18 protein-coding genes are annotated in these 17,394 nt (G+C 64.1%); 1 reads left to right on the forward strand and 17 read right to left on the reverse strand.

The window, feature by feature from the left end; genetic code table 11:
- Genes drmD through AC3A3G_RS02910 form a run of 4 tightly spaced genes read right to left on the reverse strand, consistent with a single transcriptional unit; the run spans window position 1 to window position 3,590 of the window.
- Window positions 1-1,878: a DISARM system SNF2-like helicase DrmD gene (gene drmD / locus AC3A3G_RS02895; protein WP_487487494.1), complete on the reverse strand. Its 1,878-nt coding sequence runs from the start codon at window positions 1,876-1,878 to the stop codon at window positions 1-3.
- Window positions 1,875-2,339, reverse strand: coding sequence for a very short patch repair endonuclease (locus AC3A3G_RS02900; RefSeq protein ID WP_487487495.1), 465 nt, complete (start codon window positions 2,337-2,339; stop codon window positions 1,875-1,877). Before AC3A3G_RS02900 ends, drmD begins: the two co-directional genes overlap by 4 nt.
- Window positions 2,272-3,366 carry a DNA cytosine methyltransferase gene (locus AC3A3G_RS02905; protein ID WP_487487496.1) on the reverse strand — a complete coding sequence of 365 codons (1,095 nt, stop codon included), beginning with the start codon at window positions 3,364-3,366 and terminating at the stop codon, window positions 2,272-2,274. The genes AC3A3G_RS02900 and AC3A3G_RS02905 overlap by 68 nt, the downstream gene beginning before the upstream one ends.
- Complete coding sequence (locus AC3A3G_RS02910; RefSeq protein ID WP_160987317.1) at window positions 3,363-3,590, reverse strand: helix-turn-helix domain-containing protein; 228 nt, start codon at window positions 3,588-3,590, stop codon at window positions 3,363-3,365. The genes AC3A3G_RS02905 and AC3A3G_RS02910 overlap by 4 nt, the downstream gene beginning before the upstream one ends.
- Before the next feature lie 691 nt (window positions 3,591-4,281).
- Here AC3A3G_RS02910 and AC3A3G_RS02915 point away from each other — a divergent pair.
- Window positions 4,282-5,175 carry a LysR family transcriptional regulator gene (locus AC3A3G_RS02915; RefSeq protein WP_487487497.1) on the forward strand — a complete coding sequence of 298 codons (894 nt, stop codon included), beginning with the start codon at window positions 4,282-4,284 and terminating at the stop codon, window positions 5,173-5,175.
- On the opposite strand, the gene AC3A3G_RS02920 is transcribed toward AC3A3G_RS02915, so the two are convergent.
- From AC3A3G_RS02920 to AC3A3G_RS02980, 13 genes are all read right to left on the reverse strand, one after another.
- Window positions 5,170-5,409, reverse strand: coding sequence for a DUF2274 domain-containing protein (locus tag AC3A3G_RS02920; protein WP_160987315.1), 240 nt, complete (start codon window positions 5,407-5,409; stop codon window positions 5,170-5,172). The genes AC3A3G_RS02915 and AC3A3G_RS02920 overlap by 6 nt on opposite strands.
- Before the next feature lies 1 nt (window position 5,410).
- Window positions 5,411-6,595, reverse strand: a complete 1,185-nt coding sequence (locus tag AC3A3G_RS02925; RefSeq protein ID WP_487487498.1) for a TraB/TrbI/VirB10 family type IV secretion system protein — start codon at window positions 6,593-6,595, stop codon at window positions 5,411-5,413.
- Window positions 6,592-7,572 carry a P-type conjugative transfer protein TrbG gene (trbG, locus tag AC3A3G_RS02930; RefSeq protein ID WP_487487499.1) on the reverse strand — a complete coding sequence of 327 codons (981 nt, stop codon included), beginning with the start codon at window positions 7,570-7,572 and terminating at the stop codon, window positions 6,592-6,594. Before trbG ends, AC3A3G_RS02925 begins: the two co-directional genes overlap by 4 nt.
- Window positions 7,569-8,258, reverse strand: coding sequence for a conjugal transfer protein TrbF (gene trbF / locus AC3A3G_RS02935; protein ID WP_045811397.1), 690 nt, complete (start codon window positions 8,256-8,258; stop codon window positions 7,569-7,571). The genes trbG and trbF overlap by 4 nt, the downstream gene beginning before the upstream one ends.
- Window positions 8,255-9,616: a P-type conjugative transfer protein TrbL gene (gene trbL / locus AC3A3G_RS02940; protein ID WP_487487500.1), complete on the reverse strand. Its 1,362-nt coding sequence runs from the start codon at window positions 9,614-9,616 to the stop codon at window positions 8,255-8,257. The genes trbF and trbL overlap by 4 nt, the downstream gene beginning before the upstream one ends.
- 3 nt (window positions 9,617-9,619) lie before the next feature.
- Window positions 9,620-9,904 carry a putative entry exclusion protein TrbK-alt gene (gene trbK-alt / locus AC3A3G_RS02945; RefSeq protein WP_487487501.1) on the reverse strand — a complete coding sequence of 95 codons (285 nt, stop codon included), beginning with the start codon at window positions 9,902-9,904 and terminating at the stop codon, window positions 9,620-9,622.
- Window positions 9,905-9,914: 10 nt separating this feature from the next.
- Window positions 9,915-10,694, reverse strand: coding sequence for a P-type conjugative transfer protein TrbJ (gene trbJ, locus AC3A3G_RS02950; protein ID WP_487487502.1), 780 nt, complete (start codon window positions 10,692-10,694; stop codon window positions 9,915-9,917).
- 4 nt (window positions 10,695-10,698) lie between these two features.
- Window positions 10,699-13,149, reverse strand: coding sequence for a conjugal transfer protein TrbE (trbE, locus tag AC3A3G_RS02955; protein ID WP_487487503.1), 2,451 nt, complete (start codon window positions 13,147-13,149; stop codon window positions 10,699-10,701).
- Window positions 13,150-13,163: 14 nt separating this feature from the next.
- Window positions 13,164-13,445: a VirB3 family type IV secretion system protein gene (locus AC3A3G_RS02960; protein WP_097140470.1), complete on the reverse strand. Its 282-nt coding sequence runs from the start codon at window positions 13,443-13,445 to the stop codon at window positions 13,164-13,166.
- The gene (locus AC3A3G_RS02965; protein WP_487487504.1) at window positions 13,445-13,777 is read right to left on the reverse strand and encodes a TrbC/VirB2 family type IV secretion system protein; all 333 of its coding nucleotides are present in this window, start codon (window positions 13,775-13,777) and stop codon (window positions 13,445-13,447) included. Before AC3A3G_RS02965 ends, AC3A3G_RS02960 begins: the two co-directional genes overlap by 1 nt.
- Window positions 13,774-14,757, reverse strand: a complete 984-nt coding sequence (gene trbB / locus AC3A3G_RS02970; protein ID WP_487487505.1) for a P-type conjugative transfer ATPase TrbB — start codon at window positions 14,755-14,757, stop codon at window positions 13,774-13,776. Before trbB ends, AC3A3G_RS02965 begins: the two co-directional genes overlap by 4 nt.
- A gap of 168 nt (window positions 14,758-14,925) precedes the next feature.
- Complete coding sequence (locus tag AC3A3G_RS02975) at window positions 14,926-15,375, reverse strand: CopG family transcriptional regulator (RefSeq protein ID WP_097140464.1); 450 nt, start codon at window positions 15,373-15,375, stop codon at window positions 14,926-14,928.
- Between the two features lie 4 nt (window positions 15,376-15,379).
- On the reverse strand, window positions 15,380-17,371 hold the full coding sequence (locus AC3A3G_RS02980; protein WP_487487506.1) for a conjugal transfer protein TraG: 1,992 nt from the start codon (window positions 17,369-17,371) through the stop codon (window positions 15,380-15,382).
- Window positions 17,372-17,394 lie beyond the last annotated feature (23 nt).

The following is a 17,394-nucleotide window of genomic DNA, read 5'->3' on the forward strand; positions in this document are numbered from 1 at the left end:
TTACGTCACTGCGACGAGACCCAATCCCTCCATTATCCGCAACCCCAGATCTGTGCCAAAGGCGCTGACGCCGAACAGGTGACAGTGGTTCTGAAGATCAATGCCTTCGGATGCCGCATCGGTCGCCAACAGGATTCTGACCGGCGATACTGAAGGGTTGGCCTGGAACGCGGCTTTCACGGCCTCGCGTTCGTCGTGATCCATGCCGCCATAGATCAGCGCCAGCCGGTCGCCGCCGAAGCCGTGCGATACGAGCGTCTCCTGCATCCACTGCTGCGTCGTCCGGTATTCGGTGAAGAGAATGACCCGCTCATTCGTCCATTCGCCGCCCTCCTGGAGGTTCTCGGCCAGCCACTCCAATATCGCGCGCGCCTTGGAGTCTGCCCTGCGTGATGCTTGCTGCGCCCAGGAGCGCAGGCGTTCCAGCATCCGCCGCTCTTGCTCACTGGGCGGCCGGATGTGTTTGGCGGCTTCGCCTAGCGCATCGTCTTCCGCCGCCTCGCGCAATGCGTCGTCGGCATAGTCTTCTTCGGCCTTCGATATGGCACGGCGAAGGATGCGATCATCCAGCTTACGCCGGGTCTGGTCGGCCGACGAACGGCCTTCGATCGTCGCTATGTGCTTTTCCAGCGTCGCCGCGAACGCGGCGGGTGACGACGCAAGACGCTTGCGCAGTAATTGGTGGACGAAGCGATCGACCGCTCGTGCGCCACCCTCGCCATTCTCGCGTGACGATATGTAATCGCCGAGAAGGCGCCGGATCTGCCTCTCGTCATCGTCATACTTGATGGGGAGAGCTTCGAGACGCCGCACCGGGTAAAGCAGTTTGCCGTTCGCATCCACCAAGTCGCTCTTCAGCCGCCGCACCATGACGCGAGCGCGCTGGGGCTCACTCGGCAGGACGTTTCGCGCGAAGCGCTGGTCATCGAGCAGTTCGAGCAGAGCGGTGAACGACTCGGTGTAGCCGTCATGGGGTGTGGCGGTGAGAAACAGCTTGTGCTGGAAATGCGGCGCGAGCAGTCGCACCAGCCGGGTTCGGAGGCTCTCGACTGCGTAGTGTCCGACCGTGGGCGCGATGTTGTGCGCTTCGTCGATGACCAAGAGATCGAATTTTCGAGGATGGGTAACGGTAGGCGGCAGCGCATCTCGGAACAGGCGCAGTCCTTCGCCTTGCTTGACCCAATCCATCGACGTGATGAGCAGAGGAAACGAAGTCCAGGGATTGGCGTGCAGGCCACGTTCACGACGCAGGCGCTTGACGAACTCTGTATCGACGATGCGGAAGTCGAGACCGAATTTCTCCTGCATCTCCGTGCGCCACTTCTCCTGAAGGGACGCTGGGCACAGCACCAACACGGTGCGCGCGCGATGGCGCAGGAGCATTTCCTGGACCACGAGACCGGCTTCGATCGTCTTGCCGAGGCCAACATCATCCGCGATGAGCAGGCTGGTGCGGGCCATGTCGATGGCTCGCACCAATGGATCGAGCTGAAAATCCTCGATGCTGACACCGCTGCGGAAAGGAGCCTGGAGATAGGCCCTGTCGGCGTTGGTGGCGGCACCCCATCGGACGGCATCAAGAAAAGCTTCTAGGGATGCCGGATCATCCAAGCCCGTTATGCGCGGCAGGCCAGCTCGCTCAATGACGTGAGCGCCGGGCTCCAACTCCCATAGGACTTCGATTTCCTCGCCCAGGGCATCTTCGTCGATCGACGTCAATCGGATGAGATGGCGTTTGGGAAGGCTCGGCGCCGTCGATCCACTATCGACATCCGACACGATCCATTGCCGCCGACGTGCTTCGACCAACTGGCCGGGTTCCGGGATCGTGTGGTGCGCGATCTGTGCCGCCGCGCTACTCGCATCTCCGACGATCATTGCAACCCACTCCCGCCTCGAACGACGTTTTCGATGCGTTCGGCCGCTTCGCCGGCGCGCTCATGCGCCCATACGCGGATGACACGCCAACCCGAAGCGTTGAGGCGTTGATCGGTATCCGTGTCTCGGGCGCGATTGGTTTCGATTTTGTCACGCCAAAATTGCGCGTTGCTCTTCGGCCAGGAGGCATGCGCCGGGCAACCATGCCAAAAACACCCATCGACGAAGACGGCGACTTTGGCGCGGGGAAACACGATGTCGGCGACGCGCCTCGGCTTGGTCAGAAGCGGGACTTGCAAACGGTAGCGCAACCCTCTCGCGTGCAACTCCTTGCGCAACGAGAGTTCGGCGTCGGTGCCCTTCTGCCGCACCCGAGCCATGCGGAGGCTCGCCTCATGCGACGAGGGGCTTACGCGCGACATCCGCGGTGCCTCCCTTCTTCGCCTGATCCGTCCGCGCATCAACACCGAGATGGGTCACGATGCTTTGCCCGATCGCTTTGCCGAGGGCCACTGGGACGGCATTGCCGATCATTCGACCCAATGCCTTGAAATGTGCTGGGCTACCCTTTTCGACGAAGGCGTATTTTTTGGGGAACCCTTGCAGGATGGCGCCTTCCCGCAGGGAGATGGCTCGATCCTGCTCCGGATGACCGAAGCGACCGTTGCCGAAGCCGTAGAATTGCGTGGTGATCGTCGGAGACGGATCGTCCCATGCCATGCGTCCATAAACGCCAGGGTAGGTGCGGCCAGTTTCTCGCCGGTGGCAATCAGCTACGAGCCGCTCGGGCCAATCACGCCAGGTTCCGCCCGGATGGGACGCGCGAATGCGCTCAAGGTTCAAATCGGAAAGCCTGGACGAGACGTGGAAAGCATCATTCTCATGAACACTCCCGGCCGCAATGGCAGGTAATTTCCCGATGGCGTCCTTGACCGACTTCGCCTTTTTATGGGTTGGCGAGATCAGCTCAATGGGACCGATCAAACTCGCCAGAATGACCATGCGGCGTCGCGTCTGAGGCAGGCCATATTGCGTGCAGTCCACGACATTTTGCCAAACCTTGTAGCCAAGCCGCTGAAGAGTGGTGACGAAGTCGTCGAAGACAGCATGCTTTTGGACCAGGGGTACGTTTTCCATGGTCACGATGTCGGGACGGACAGATTTCACGAGACGGGCGAACTGATACAGCAGCGGCCAACGAGGGCTGGTGAGGGTGTCGTAGCGCTGGGAGTAGGTCGAGAACGGTTGGCAGGGCGCGCAGCCGGCGAGGACCCGGATTTTGGCGTTGCCGTATAGCTTGTTCAGCTCCGCCGGGCTTACGTTCTGGATGTCCTTGACGAGGAATTGCGCGCCGTTGTTGACTTCGTAGGGGAGACGACAGGCTGTATCGACGTCAATGCCGGCGACGACTGGAACACCGGCTTGAATCAAGCCGTGCGTCAAACCTCCCGCACCGCAGAACAGGTCGATACACGCCACCTCGCTCATTTCTTCTCCCCCGAAGCGCGGCGTTCCGGTTCTCGCGCATCCCTTACTGACGGTTCATTGCTCTCGTCGGAGGCCTTTCCCGCTCGCACCCATGAATCGACTTCTTCTGACTTAAACTTCCAGAGTCTTCCGACTTTGTGAGCAGGCATTTCTCTTTTTGCTATCCAACCATAGACGGTATCTTTGCTTACCCCCAGGTAAGCAGCGATTTCTTCGACAGACATCCAGCGATCAGACACAAGCCGCCCTTTCTCCGGTCGAAGCGGATGTGGAACTATTCCACCGATATAGAGGCGAGTAAAGCAGATTTAAGCCGATTTGGCATGATCTTGTCCGATTTGGGTCGGTTATTGCGAGAAGCAAGGTGTTCCATCGATTCCCGGTCCCTGGAGGATGGTGTGGAGAAGCGTACCTGCCGATGACTGACCGACTGCACGGGGCGTGTTTTTCGAAGCTGGACGACGGATATGGGCACGCGCCGGACGATCTTGGCTCGCGAGGTTTGGAGGCAAACATCAAGCATGCCTCGACCTCGGTGAGTTCCCACACGACGCAGCGGGCCGACAGGTAAAAGCGCTGAGGAAACTCGCCTCACTGTTCCATGTCGTAGATGGTCGTATCGGCCAGAGGCGCTATTTCCCGGAGCTGACGACGCCTGATGGTGCGCCTCACGAGGGTTTCAACTCGGTAATTAATTGGAAAATATCCTTCATTCGTCCGTGAAGGCGGATAGAAGGCGATAGATCATGCGGAACGAAAGCCCGATTTGATGGGTGTAGAGCTACGCCGTGTCCTGGCGTGCAAATCAGATACGACACAGAACATGTGGCGCGAGCGCAGCCCCCAGTCGCCGGCAGCCTCCAGCACCTTCTCAAGCAATCAGCAAAGGACCCAAAACAATCGTTAGGTAACAACATGAATTTTCGACATCTGCGGTATTTCGTGGCGGCTTCCGAGCATGGGAGTTTCCGCAAGGCGGGCGTAGCGTTGGGCGTACAGGAGTCCACGATCAGCCGCCGGATTCGCGACCTGGAAGACGGGCTCGGCTCTGCGCTGTTTCACCGTCACAGCGGCGGTGTATGTCTGACCGTTGCCGGACAGCGGCTTTTGTCGAAAGCCCGAAAGGTTCTTCGATACATCAATGAAGGCGCGGAGATCGTGGACGCGGTGGGGCGCGGCACAGAAGGTCAATTGCGCGTGGGCATCTTCTCGTCCCTGGCCTCGGGGTTCCTGCAAGATCTTCTCCGGACCTTCGCCGCAGAGCACCCTGGCGTGTATGTCGAGGTTGTCGACGGCAATCCCGCGGAGCATGTCGCCGCGATCCGGCAGTTCCGGCTGGACATCGCCTTTCTGACAGGGACGTTGGAGTGGCCCCGATGCGAGACCACCTATCTCTGGTCTGAACGTGTTTTCGTGGTGCTGCCGGAAGCACATGCCCTTGCCCGGAAAGAGGAGGTGAAGTGGCATGATCTGGCGCACGAGACCTTCATCGTCAGCGATGTACCGCCGGGCCAGGAGGTCCATGACTATCTGGTCCAGCGGGTCGCCGATCTCGGCCATCACCCGAAGATTCAGGCGCAGTTTGTCGGGCGCGACAATCTGCTGACGCTCGTCGCGATCGGCAGCGGACTGACGGTCACGAGCGAAGCGACGACAGCCGCCCATGTGCCGGGCATCTGCTATCGGCCGATCATTGGTGAGGTCCTTCCCTTCAACGGCGTGTGGTCGCCAAAGAACGACAATCCGGCGCTCAGGCGCTTTGTCAGCATGGCGAAGATGATGGCGCGTCGTCAGGGCGTGGATTTATGAACTGGCATCGCCCGCGGGCTTCGCGCGCCGGGCCTTGGCGAACCCGCGATCGGTGGCGATGAAGCGCTCCAGCATCGGTACAATCAGCTGGATGGGATCGCGCACAGGCTGGCCGGTCTGCCTTCCCAGCAGCTCGGCATATGCCGCGAGATCCCGGTGAAGCGATGCGGGCAGTTCCAGCGTCGCCTTCACCGGCCTTTCCTCGGTGATCGGGCCGAGCTTCAATTTCGTCATGTCAGCCTCCGTAAGGTTCGAGGACGAGATCGCGGGTGACGATCACGCGGACAGGGAAGCCGGGCCGGATCGTCAGTGTCGGGGCGACGTTGAGCTGGCGCCGAACGATCTGCTGACCGGCATCATTGATCGTGTCCTGGCCCCCATTGCGGATGGCGCGCAGGAGCCGGTCCTGGTCATCGATGGCAAGCTCGGACCCGACTGACAGAAGCGTCGAGAGCCCCGCCGCTTTGGCGAGATCCCACCAATGGTAATCGACGCCGTCTTCCAGACCGGCATAGCCCTGGGTATCGGCTCCGGGCTGGCGTTCTAGCACAATGGACCGGCCGTTCGGGAGGATGAGCCTGTTCCAGACGAGAAGCACGCGGCTCTGCCCGTATTGGACGCTATTGTCGTACTGGCCGATGATCCGGGTGCCCTGTGGGATGACGAGGATGCGGCCGGTCGGGCTATCGTAGATGTTCTCCGTCACCTGCGCGGTGATTTGTCCAGGCAGATCGGAGCGGATGCCGGTGATGAGGGCGGCCGAGATGACCGCGCCCGCCTGGAGAACATAGGGCGATGCTGGCGCCATGATGCGGTCGGCTGCAATGGTGCGGCGGTCGACGGGAGCATTGAGGAACGCGAGTTGTCGATCTTGAGGCGTCTCGGCACCTGGTTGTGTGCCAGCTCCCACGCCGGCAAATCCCGGGACATTCGGGCCAGCGGTCGCCGACGTTGCGGCCGGACCGGCCTGGAAAAACACGCGGCTGGTGCGGGCGGCCTCCAATTCGGCGAGGCGACGTTGTTCCTCGGGATCAGGCCCCGGCGCCGCCATGGCGGGCGGCACGACAGGATGCCCCTGATTTTGCGCGCTGACGATCGGGCGACCGAGGTCTCCAGGCAGCGCCGGGCCGAGGACCGGGCCGGTGTAATCGCGTGGCAGGCCGGCCAGGCCGTCGGCCGTGGTGCGGTTGTCGGTCGAATAGAGTTCGTCGGCGCTCTTGCCGGGATCGCGGGTCTGGAGCGCGTAGATGAGAGAGCCGCCGATACCGACGAGGGCAACCGCGGCGACGCCGGCGAGCACTTTGCGCGACAACCGGGTGACACGCGGAGGTTCCGCCCGCAGACGCATGGATGATGACGTATCGACGACGGGAGTCGATTGGTCCAGCGGTTCGGCATTGTCGTGGTCGGTGTCGCTCATGATGCAGGTTTCCCATCGGTTCGCACGATCCTGACGGTCTGCTGCTGCTTGCTGCTGCCGAGGCGCAGTTCGGCGGCTCCGAAGATGCGGTCAACGATCAGGATGTTTTGGTAGATGCGGCTGTTGACGAGCTGCGGCTCGCCGTCGGTGCCGAGGACGAAGATCGGCGGCATCTCGCCTTGAGCGATGCCGCGTGGAAATTCGACATACACCCGCCTGCCGTCGTCATAGACGGCGACCGGCCGCCAAGGCGGCGTGTCGCCGGTGAGGCCGTAGCGGTAGTGACGCGCGGCGGCAGCGGGAATGATAGGCGTCGCAGGGACCGTTCCGCGCTGCGATGCCGGTAGCGCGGGATAAGCCCATGCAACGGCCGGCATATAGGGTTTCGCCTCCGCCCTCAGCTCAAGCATGTAGATGCGGCGGTCGGTCGTGATGACCAGGTTCGTGGTGATGTCGGGGCGCGTCGGTTTGACGAGGATGTGGACGCGGCGCGAGAGGCCGGAACCACTTTCGGTATCACCGATGATCCAGCGGGCGGTGTCACCGGCGGCGATTGGACCTGCGCCGGTCAGGCTTTCGCCCGGTTCGAGCGCGATGTTGGTGATCTGGCCGGGCGCGGCATAGACTTGGTAAAGCGCGCCTTCGCTCCAGGGATAGATCTGGATGGCGTTATAATAGCCCTCGCGTCGCGGTTCGACACGCGACGCAGCATTGGCGTTTTCCACGCGGCCGCTCGGCGTATTCGCGGCGGTTCCACCATGCGCGACCGTCCAGGCAGGAGGCGTGTGCAGCTGACGTGGCGGCTGTTCCGTGACCGGCGTCGGCACGGCTGGGAGCGGCGGCACGTCACTGTCATAGCTGATGGTGGGTGGTTTGAAGGTCGCGCAGCCCGCCAGCATCGTTGCCGAGAGCAGCATCATCGCCAAAGCGGATTGACGGAAAGCCGGAGAGCCGGACATGCGCAGAGACGTGCTCATTGGGACATCTCCCGCGACCAGTTGATGGCGTTGATGTAGATGCCGAGCGGATTGGCGCGCAGCCGGTCTGCGTCGCGCGGCGTCTGAATGACGATGGTGAGGATGGCGGTCCATCGCTCCGTGCCCGCGAGCTGGCCATTCTCGTAACGCTTCTCGGTCCAGGCCACGCGGAAGGAATCCGCCGATGCGCGGATCACACTCGAAACCTCGACGGCGATCTGCTGTTTGCCGACCTTGGTGAAGGGATCGTTGGTGCGGGCATAGTCGTTGAGCGCGCCGGCGCCGCGATCCGTGGTCCAGTCGTAGGCGCGCAGCCAGTTCTGGCGCACGATGATCGGATCGGCCGGGATGCTTCTGACCTGCTCGATGAAGCGGGCAAGATGCCAGGCCACCTGCGGATCGGTCGGCCGGTAGTCGGCCGACGCCGGTGCAACGGACTGCGCCTGACCGAGCCGATCGACCTGCACCACCCAGGGAACGACGGTGCCGCGCGCCGACTGCCAGACCAGCGCGGCGGCGAAGCCGGCCGACAGGAACAGCGAGCCGAATGCCATGATGCGCCAGTTCCTGGCCTGGACGCGGGCCGAACCGATGCGATCGTCCCAGACCTGCGCGGCGCGCTGATAGGGTGTTTCGGGTTCGGGCGATTTCCCATAGTGGGCGGCGGGTCGTTTGAAGAGGCTCATGAGCGGTTACTTTCGGAGAGATTGACGGAAGAGCCGCCGCCATGGCTGTCGCCGGATTTGACGGCGTGCGCTGCGAGGGTGGCTCCGTGGCTGAGGGACTGATGGCGCTTCATGCGCTTGGCCCAGTCGGGCGGACCGTCGCGGGGCGCTGCGGCGGCGGCTTCGCCTGCGGAGCCTGAGCCGGGTATCGTGCTCATGGTCGAGGATCCGCCCGTCGCCCCGAAGCCTGCCTTCGCACCTTCGGAGAAGCTGGACTTGGCGCCTTCGGCGGCGCGCGCCGTCGCGCGTTTCAGGGGTGATACGGCGGCTGCGCCGGCCGCGCGGGCGACACCGCCGAGACCAGAGGCGACACCGGCTGCGCCGGACTGGCCGAGCGAGCCGACGCTGTAGGCCGCAGCGGCTCCGCCTGCCGCTGCCGCTCCGCCCCGCACGGCGGCAGCACCGCCGGAGATCGCAGCCGCTCCTCCCTTCAGGGCAAGGCCTGCCGCGCCACCAGCTGCGAGCGCCGCGCCACCGACGGCAAGCCCGGTGCCAACCGCCGCACCGGCGCCGAGTTGTGGTCCGCCGCTGACAAGACCGGCAGCAATGCCGGGGCCGAAGATGCCGAGCCCGAGCAGCGATAGCGCGGCAAGGACAATCGCCATGGCGTCGTCGATGGTGGGCGTTGCGCCGCCGAAGCCGGCCGTAAACTGGCTGAACAGCGTTGAGCCGATGCCGATGATGACGGCGAGCACCAGCACCTTGATGCCGGAAGAGACGACATTGCCCAGCACGCGCTCGGCCATGAAGGCGGTTTTGCCGAACAGGCCGAACGGGATGAGGACGAAGCCGGCCAGCGTCGTCAGCTTGAATTCGATCAGGGTCACGAAGAGCTGGATCGCGAGGATGAAGAAGGCGAGCAGCACCAGCGCCCAGGCGAACAGCAGGCAGGCGATCTGGATGAAGTTCTCGAAGAACGCGATCCAGCCCATCAGGTCGGAGATGGATTCGAGCAAGGGGCGCGCGGCGTCGAGCCCTGTCTGCGCGACCTTGCCGGGTCGCATCAGATCCTGTGCGGTGAAGCTGGTGCCGGAAGCCTTGAGGCCGAGGCCCGCGAACGAGTCGAAGACGATCTTGGCGAGGTTGTTCCAGTTGCCGATGAGATAGGCGAAGACGCCGACGAAGAGCGTCTTTTTCACCAGCCGGGCGATGATGTCGTCTTCCGCGCCCCAGCTCCAGAACAGGGCGGCAAGCGTCACATCGATGACGATCAGCGTTGTGGCGATGAACGCGACCTCGCCGCCGAGCAGTCCGAACCCGCTGTTGATGTAGGAGGTGAAGACCCCGAGGAAATTGTCGATGACACCTGCGCCGCCCATGGTTCACCGTCCATCTGTTGTCGGGACGGCAGGCGCCGGGGCGCGGCCGAGGAAGCGATCGCGGCTCTCGGCCCAGATGCGCATGCAGTCGGTATCGCTCGCCGCCGCCTGGCCAAGCTGCTGGCACCGGCGCTGCCCTTCGCGGAGCGCATCGCGCTTGGGTTCGACAGCGTGGACGCGCCCCATTTCAGGGGTCGCGTCCTTCCGGGTCATCTCGATCGCCGTCGCCGTGATGGCGAGCGATACGAAAACGATGGCGCCCAACCGGGCCAGCATCTTGCCGTCCATGACCGCGATCTCAGTTGCCGTTACCGAACATCTGCGCGTTGCCGGGCTGATAGCCCGCCCCCGGCGTGAGGAAGCGGCGGCGTTGCTCCCGGCCCTGATCGGCCGCCGCCGCACGTTCCGCGTCAGTCAGCGCCGTGGCGCGACCGTTGGCGGAGATCAGCGCGATCAGGTCGGAGAGCTGCTGCGATTGCAGGGCGAGAAGCTGATTGCCGGCCTGTGTCGCCTGCAACGCACCCTGAGCGCCTTGGCTCTGGCTGACGAGGTTCGACATCTGCGTGCGATTGCTGTCGATATTGCCGACGACGCCGGCCTGAATGCGCATGGCATCCTGCAAACCGCCGACGGTGTTCTGCCAGCGCGAGCGAGCGTCGGTGATGAGCGTGGCATCCGACGACGACAGTGAGACGCTGCCATATTGCTGCTGGAACATCCGATCGACGTTCTGGACGTCGAAGGCGATGTTCTGCGCCTGGCCGAGGAGCTGCTGGGTGCGCTGGACGTTCTGCTGAATCTGCTGGAGCGCCGAGTACGGCAGGTTCGCCAGATTCTTGGCCTGGTTGATGAGGCTCTGCGCCTCGTTCTGAAGCGAGCGGATCTGGTTGTTGATCTGCTCGAGGGAACGCGCCGCCGTCAGGACGTTCTGGGCGTAGTTGGTAGGGTCATAGACGATGCCGCCGAAGCCGAATTGCGCGTGCGCTGGCGCGGTCAGCACCGGTGATGCGGCGAGCGGTATCGCCAGGATGAAGGCCGCGAGCGACATCGCGCGCGGGCGTGAACGAAGCGTATCCATGGTCTTACTCCTTCTTGGACTCCTGGGGGGTGAGGTTCGTGAGATCAGGGATGAGGTCTGCGGCCCACTCGGCGCCGCGCAGGCGCAGCCAGGCGGCGAGAAAGCCCTCGCGGCCATGCTCGGCGACGGTGCGCGCGATCTCGGACTGGTCGGTCTTGGAGGAGGTGGCGGCGAGCGCGAGACCGACTTCGGAAAGGCCCAGCTCGAACAGGCGATTGCCGCGCCGCGACTGGCAGTAATAGTCGCGCTTGGGCGTGGCCCGCGCGAGGATTTCGATCTGGCGGTCGTTGAGACCGAAGCGCCGATAGATCTCCGTGATCTGCGGCTCGATCGCGCGTTCGTTCGGCAGGAGGAGCCTTGTCGGGCAGCTCTCGATGATGGCCGGGGCGATGTTACTGTTGTCGATGTCGGACAGCGACTGCGTGGCGAAGATGACGCTGGCGTTTTTCTTGCGCAGCGTCTTCAGCCACTCGCGCAATTGCCCGGAGAAGGCATCGTCGTCGAGTGCGAGCCAGCCCTCGTCGATGATGAGCAGCGTCGGCGAGCCGTCGAGACGGTCGCCGATGCGATGGAAGAGATAGGCGAGGACGGCGGGTGCTGCGCCAGTCCCGACCAGTCCCTCGATCTCGAACGCCTGCACCGATGCCGAGCCGAGATGTTCGGCCTCGGCGTCGAGTAGCCGCCCATAGGGACCGCCCACGCAATACGGTCGCAGCGCCTGCTTCAGGTCGTTCGATTGGAGCAACACCGTGAGGCCGGTGATCGTGCGTTCCTCGACCGGCGCCGATGCCAGCGAGGTCAGCGCCGACCAAAGGTGCTCCTTCACCTCGGGAGTGATCGCGATGCCCTCGCGGATCAGGATGGCGACGATCCAGTCGGCCGCCCAGGCGCGTTCGGGTGTGTCGTGAATGCGCGCGAGCGGTTGCAGCGCGACCGAGGAGTCCACGCCCTCGGTGAGATCGCCGCCGAGATCGTGCCAATCACCGCCCATGGCGAGCGCGGCGGCGCGGATCGAACCGCCGAAGTCGAAGGCGAAGACCTGGGCACCGGCGTAGCGCCGGAACTGCAAGGCCATGACGGCTAGGAGCACCGATTTGCCGGCGCCGGTCGGACCGACGACGAGCGTGTGACCGACATCGCCGACATGGAGAGAAAACCGGAACGGGGTCGAGCCCTCGGTCTTGCCGAACAGCAAGGGGGGCGCTCCGAAATGCTCGTCCCGTTCCGGCCCCGCCCACACCGCCGAGAGCGGGATCATGTGGGCGAGATTCAGCGTCGAGATCGGGGGCTGGCGCACGTTGGCGTAAACATGTCCCGGCAATGAGCCCAGCCAGGCGTCGACGGCATTGATCGTTTCAGTCATGGCCGTGAAGTCGCGGCCCTGGATGACTTTCTCGGCGAGGCGAAGCTTCTCGTCGGCAATTCGGGGATCGTTGTCCCATACCGCGATCGTCGCGGTGACATAGGATTGGCCGGCGTAGTCAGCGCCGAGTTCCTGGAGGGCGAGATCGGCGTCCGCCGCCTTGTTCGAGGCGTCGGTATCGACCAGCGCGGACGCCTCGTTGGTCAGCACCTCTTTCAGGATCGCGGCGATGCTTTTGCGCTTGGCGAACCATTGGCGGCGGATTTTGGTCAGCAGCTTGGTCGCGTCGGTCTTGTCGAGCAGGATGGCGCGCGTCGACCAGCGATAGGGGAAGGCGAGCCGATTGAGATCGTCGAGGATGCCGGGTGTGGTCGCGGTTGGGAAACCGACAATGGTGAGAACGCGCAGATGCGCCGTTCCGAGACGCGGCTCCAGGCCGCCGGTGAGCGGTTGGTCGGCGAGCAGCGCGTCGAGATAGACCGGCGTTTCGGGCACGCGGACGCGGTGCCGTTTGGTCGAGACGGTCGAATGGAGATAGGTCAGCGTCTCGCTGCTATCGAGCCACAGGCATTCCGGCATAAAGCCGTCGAGCAGCGCCAGCACGCGATCGGTGCGGTCGACAAAGGTGTTCAGGATTTCCTTCGGATCGATGCCAGCGCGTTCGCGTCCCTCATAGAGCCAGGCTTCGGTGCGCGCGGCGTCCTCGGCCGGCGGCAGATAGGTGATGGTGAGATAGTAGCCGGAGACGTAATGCGCGCCGGCCTCCTCGAAATCGGCCTTGCGCTCGGCATCGAGGAGCGCCGCGGCTGCGTCGGGAAACAGGTCTGCCGGATAGATCGACGCCTCGTGCCGCTGCGCCTCGACGAAGATGGCCCAACCCGATCCGAGACGGCGGAAAGCGTTGTTGAGCCGCCCGGCGACGGCGACCAGTTCGGCAGCGACCGCGGAGTCCAGATCAGGGCCGCGGAAACGGGCCGTGCGCTGAAAGCTGCCATCCTTGTTGAGCACGACGCCCTCGGCGACGAGCGCGACCCAGGGCAGATAGTCAGCGAGGCGGGTTGCGGTGCGGCGATATTCGGCAAGATTCATCATGGCGATGCGCCTCCTCAGACGGACAGATGAGCGGGGATGCGCAGGTGGCGGCGGCCGACCTCGACGAAGAGCGGATCGCGCTTTGCAGCCCACACGGCTGCGATATGGCCGACGGCCCAGATCAGCAGACCGACGAGCCAGAGGCGCAGGCCGAGGCCCACGGCTCCGGCCAGCGTGCCGTTCAGGATGGCGAGCGCGCGCGGTGCGCCGCCCAGCAGAATGTGCTCGGTCAGCGCCCGGTGAACCGGGACCGTGAAACCCGGCACCGCGTCGAGTTGTTCGAGCGCCGCGGCCATCAGACGAGCGCCCCGCCGCCGAACGAGAAGAACGACAGGAAGAAGCTCGACGCCGCAAACGCGATGCTGAGACCGAAGACGATCTGGATCAGCTTCCGGAAGCCGCCGGACGTGTCACCGAACGCCAGCGCCAGGCCAGTGGCGATGATGATGATGACGGCGACGATCTTGGCGACCGGCCCTTCGATGGATTCGAGGATCTTTTGGAGCGGCGCTTCCCACGGCATGGACGAGCCGGAAGCATGGGCGGCGGGGGCAAGGACGAGGTTGATGTAGGTGAAGGCGGCGGCCGTCGCGGCATAGCGGCGAACGCGCATCGTGGTGCGGATCATGTTGGGGCTCCTGTGCGGTCAAGGGTTGCGGGGGTGATGGCGTAGTCGCCGTCCGGGCTGAGCCCTTCGACACGGGCGAGTTCGGCGAGCCGGCGCGCGGAGCCGCGGCCGGAGAGGACGGCAACAAGATCGATGGTCTCGGCGATCAGGGCGCGCGGGACCGTGACGACGGCCTCCTGGATGAGTTGTTCAAGGCGGCGCAGCGCGCCGATGCCGCTCCCGGCGTGGATCGTGCCGATGCCGCCGGGGTGGCCGGTTCCCCATGCTTTCAGGAGATCGAGAGCTTCAGAGCCGCGCACCTCGCCGATGGGAATGCGATCGGGGCGCAGGCGTAGCGAAGAGCGAACCAGCTCCGAGAGCGTGGCCACTCCATCCTTGGTCCGCAGGGCGACAAGATTGGGCGCGGCGCACTGAAGCTCGCGGGTATCCTCGATGATGACGACGCGATCCGCCGTCTTGGCGACCTCGGCCAGAAGCGCATTGGTCAGCGTGGTTTTGCCGGTGGAAGTGCCGCCTGCGACAAGGATATTGGCGCGCGCCATCACGGCTGCGCGTAGCGTCGCCGCCTGGTCGGCGAACATGATTCCGGCGGCCACATAATCATCGAGCGTGAAGATCGCGACGGCGGGCTTGCGGATGGCGAAGGCCGGTGCGGCGACAACGGGCGGCAGCAAGCCCTCGAACCGCTCTCCCGTCTCAGGAAGCTCGGCGGAGACTCGCGGGCTGCGCGGATGCACCTCGACGCCGACATGGTGCGCGACCAGCCGCACGATGCGCTCGCCATCGGCAGGCGACAGCGTCTCACCCGTATCGGCCAGCCCTTCGGAGAGGCGATCTACCCAGAGACGGCCGTCCGGGTTCAGCATGATTTCGACCACGGCCGGGTCTTCGAGAAAATGGGTGATGGTCGAGCCGAGCGCGGTGCGAAGCATGCGCGCACCGCGCGCGAACGCCTCCGGCTTCTGGCTGGCTGTGGTCATTTCGGCCCCGCTTTCTGACGGGGCTGAAAACGACGGTCCCCGGATCGGGGTGATTAAAAGAGCCGTGAATCAGGCTGATTCAACAAGTATCGGTCGTCGTAGTAGTGTGGCGTGCAAATACAGGAGAACGGCGGTTGGGCGATGCTATTGATCCACGCGCGCTGAAGCCTATGGATCGCTCTCTGTCGGGCTGGACGGCGACTCGCCGACATCTTCAACGATCTCCTGCCGAAGTTTCGGTCCCTGGGCCAAGCGCCGTCCAAGGGCCGCGATGAACGCCTCGTAGCGCTTCCCGACCATGGCGCGCGCTGCCTGGGCTGCGGGCTCGGGCAGCGCCGGTGTCGTGTTGAGCCAGAACCGGATGAATACGGCCATGGTCTCGACGGAGATCCCGATGTCGCGCTCCATGCGGTTGAGACGGCGATCGATCTGGTCGAGGCGTTTGGCGACCACGGCTTCACGCCGCTCCGCGTCGTCCGGCGACAGGAAGGACGCGATGGCGGCCTCTGCGATCAGGGAGAGCGGTTGTTCGCGTCGGCCTGCATAGTCCGATAGTGTCGCCATGATGTCGGGGTCGAGATATACGGAAATCGGCACCTTCTTCTTGCGTCCGGGCATGGTGCTACAGCTCCATGCCGTCATTTGGATCGAGCGAGACCTGGCGGGCAACGCCGCGCATGACGCGGGTCAGCCGCTGGTTGCGCGCGGCGGCGTCCTCTGTGTCGTCAGGCAAATCGATCTCAAACTCATTGTCGATCGGCGCCTTCTTTTCGATGGGGTTCACCCGGTTGAGTTCGGGCTGATGCCGACGTTCGGAGTCGGTGGAATCCTCTTCGTTGTCACCGCTCGTCGTTGGCGCAGCGTTTTCGGTCATGTCCGGGCGCGCGGGGATCGGCAGCTTGCTCCAATCGTCGGGCCGACCTTCAGCAGGCCGTGCCAGCCCCGGCGGTGACATGATGCGTTCCTTGAAGCGGGCATCTTCATAGTAGCGCGCCTTCTTCGCCCGGATCGGCGGCGTCCCGGCGACCATGACGATCTCGTCGGTCGGCGGGAGCTGCATGATCTCGCCTGGTGTCAGGAGCTGTCGCGCGGTCTCCGAACGCGACACCATCAAATGGCCGAGCCAGGGCGAGAGCCGATGCCCGGCGTAGTTCTTCATCGCCTTCATCTCGGTCGCGGTTCCGAGAGCGTCGCTGACCCGCTTCGCGGTCCTTTCGTCGTTCGTCGCAAAGGAAACGCGCACATGGCAGTTGTCGAGGATCGAGTTGTTCGGGCCGTAAGCCTTCTCGATCTGATTCAGCGATTGAGCGATCAGAAAGCTCTTGAGACCGTAGCCCGCCATGAAGGCCAGCGCGGACTCGAAGAAATCGAGGCGGCCGAGGGCGGGAAACTCGTCGAGCATGAGCAGCAGGCGATGCCGCCCGACCTTTGCTTGCAGATCCTCGGTGAGACGGCGACCGACCTGATTGAGGATTAGGCGTATCAGCGGCTTGGTGCGGTTGATGTCCGACGGCGGCACGACAAGGTAGAGCGTGGTCGGGAGCTTGCCGCCCACCATGTCGCTGATCCGCCAGTCGCAGCGCCGCGTCACCTCGGCAACGACAGGATCGCGGTAGAGACCGAGAAACGACATGGCGGTGGAGAGCACACCCGAGCGTTCGTTGTCCGACTTGTTGAGCAGCTCGCGCGCGGCGCTGGCGATGACGGGGTGCGGCCCTGCCTCGCCGAGGTGGCTGGTCTTCATCATCGCGGCAAGCGTCGACTCGATCGGGCGCTTCGGATCGGACAGGAAAGCGGCGACGCCGGCCAATGTCTTGTCGTCTTCGGCGTAGAGGACATGCAGGATGGCGCCGACCAGCAGGGCATGACTGGTCTTCTCCCAATGGTTCCGCTTTTCGAGCGAGCCTTCGGGATCGACCAGGATGTCGGCGATGTTCTGAACGTCGCGGACTTCCCATTCGCCGCGGCGCACCTCGAGCAGCGGATTGTAGGCCGACGATTTGGGGTTGGTCGGGTCGAACAGCAGAACGCGGCCATGCCGGGCGCGATAACCGGCGGTGAGCTGCCAGTTTTCCCCTTTGATGTCGTGGACGATGGCCGAGCCCGGCCAGGTCAACAGGGACGGCACGACCAGGCCGACGCCCTTGCCCGACCGGGTCGGGGCGAAGCAAAGCACATGCTCGGGGCCGTCATGACGGAGATAGTCGCGATCATAGCGGCCGAGCACGACACCGTCGGGACTGAGCAGGCCCGCGGCTTTCACCTCGTCCTTTCCGGCCCAGCGGGCGGAGCCGTAGGTCGCTGCGCTTTTTGCTTCGCGGGCGCGCCAGACCGACATGCCGATGGCGACGGCTATGGCGATGAAGCCGCCCGACGCCGAGATCATCCCGCCCTTGGCGAAGACCTCCGGCGCGTAGGCGTCGTAGAAATACCACCACCAGAAGAATGCCGGCGGATAGTAGATAGGTAGGCCGAACAGGGAAAACCAGGGCGCGCCGAGCTGAGCCTGAAAGCCGAGGCTCCATGCGACATATTGCGTCGCCGCCCAGGTGGTGAGCAGCACGATGAGGAAGACGACGGCGATCTGGCCCCACAGGATTTTGGTCGCGGACATTGCTGCGGTCCTTTCTTCTTAGG

It is taken from the genome of Brevundimonas sp. Soil_N_31 (genome assembly GCF_057655995.1).